This is a genomic window from Streptomyces europaeiscabiei, assembly GCF_001550375.1.
Taxonomy (GTDB): domain Bacteria; phylum Actinomycetota; class Actinomycetes; order Streptomycetales; family Streptomycetaceae; genus Streptomyces; species Streptomyces europaeiscabiei.
Genome location: NZ_LRTR01000622.1, coordinates 1 through 1,813, shown reverse-complemented (window position 1 = coordinate 1,813; position 1,813 = coordinate 1). Strand labels below are relative to the sequence as shown.

2 protein-coding genes are annotated in these 1,813 nt (G+C 73.5%); one reads left to right on the top strand and one right to left on the bottom strand.

All coding sequences use genetic code 11. The features are described 5' to 3' along the window. A partial coding sequence (locus AWZ10_RS30430; RefSeq protein WP_159058391.1) for an alpha/beta fold hydrolase occupies positions 1-1,230 on the top strand: 1,230 nt, incomplete at its 5' end. A gap of 278 nt (positions 1,231-1,508) precedes the next feature. Here the strand turns inward: AWZ10_RS30430 and AWZ10_RS30425 are convergent. Continuing rightward, positions 1,509-1,813 (bottom strand): acyl carrier protein (locus tag AWZ10_RS30425; protein ID WP_159058390.1); only part of this gene is annotated, 305 nt, incomplete at its 5' end.

Below are 1,813 nucleotides of genomic sequence, written 5' to 3'. Positions count from 1 at the left end.
GCCGCCCCGGCAGCGGCCCGCCGGACCGCGGCCGGCTCCCTGGGACCGGCCACCGCCGCGTCGCTCCTCGCGGGACGCGGCCCCGAGGAGGGCCGAGCCCTGATCCTCGGCATGGTGCGCGACCTCGCCGCCACCGTCCTCGGACACGCCACCGCCGACGAGGTGGAGGCCGACCGGCTCTTCACCGAGCAGGGCTTCGACTCCCTCACCGTCGTCGAACTGCGCAACCACCTCGCCACCGCGACCGCCCTGAAGCTGGCCCCGACCCTGCTGTTCGACCACGCCACCCCCGAGGCCCTCGCCACCCACCTGCACCGGAGGCTGGGAGAGCAGCCGTCCCAGGAGGCGGGCACGGCCCGGACGGCGACCGCAGGGCCCGAGGCACGGGCCGAGGACACCCTCGGCGGCCTGTTCAAGAAGGCATGCCTGGACGGCCGCGTCGACGACGGCTTCACCCTGCTCAACGCCGCTGCGGGACTGCGGCCCACCTTCACCTCACCGGAGGAGCTCGACACCCTCCCCGGCGCGATCCGTCTCGCCACCGGTGACACCACGGCCCCGCTGGTCTGCTTCAGCTCCTACGTCGCCCTCGCCGGGGTCCACCAGTACGCCCGGTTCGCCTCCGGCTTCCGCGGCCGACGCGACGTGTGGGCGTTTCCCACGCAGGGTTTCGGCACCGGCGAGGCGCTGCCCGCCACGTTCGACGCCGTCGCCGACCTGCACGCGGACGCCGTGGACCGCACCGTCGGCGACGCCCCGGCGGTCCTGCTCGGGTCGTCCTCCGGCGGCATCCTCGCCCTCTCCGCCGCCCGGCGCATGCAGGAGCGCGGGTCCGCGCCTGCCGCGGTGGTCCTGCTGGACACCTACATGCCACGTGCGGACTCCCCGTTCCTGCGCTTCTCCCAGCAGATGCTGGGCGGCATGTTCGAACGGGAGTCGATGTTCGCCCACATGGACTCCGACCGGCTCACCGCGATGAGCTGGTACGTGGCGATGATCGGTGAGTGGGAGCCGGGCCCCCTGGACTGCCCCGTCCTGCTGGTGCGTTCCAGTGAGCCGCCGGTGCCCGCGGAACCCGGAGCGCCGATGCGGCCCGAGGAGTGGCAGACGTCCTGGGACCGGGCCCAGACCGTCCTCGACGTCCCCGGCAACCACTTCACCATGATGGAGACCTACGCCCGCTCCACCGCCGAAGCCACCGACGACTGGCTCACCGACCGCGGCGTCTGACCCACGCCCACCCCACGCCAAGGGCCCGCCTCCTCCTGACAGAGGGCGGGCCCTTGGTTCTGCGCGTTCTGCGTGGCTGCGTGCTCTGCGTGTGGTTCTGGGTGGGCACGGCAGGGCCGGCAGCACATGGTCAGGACGGTTCACCCGGTGTCCGCCACGAACACCCGAACGCGACGCCGACGCCGGGCGGGCACGACGCCGGACGGGCACGACACCGGGCGGGTACGGCACCGATCGGTGCCGTACCCGCCCGGGTGGCCTGGAAGTGCGGGCCCGCCTCAGTCGGCGAGCAGTTCGTTCCTCAGGCGGTGGGCCAGCTCCTCCGGTGTCGAGAAGTCGTAGATCACCGACGTCGGCAGGGAAAGCCCGGTCGTGGACTCCAGCGCGTTGCGCGCGGTCAACGCGGTCAGCGAGTCGAACCCGAGGTCGCGGATCCGTCCCGTGTCCGGGACCTGCCCGGCCGAGGCGAGTCCGAGCGCCGTCGCGAAGTGTCCGCGCACCAGGCGCAGCAGGGTCTCCTGCTGCTCGGCGCCGGTGAGGGCCGCCAGCCGGTGGCGCAGCCCGCCCGGATCGGCGACCGTGT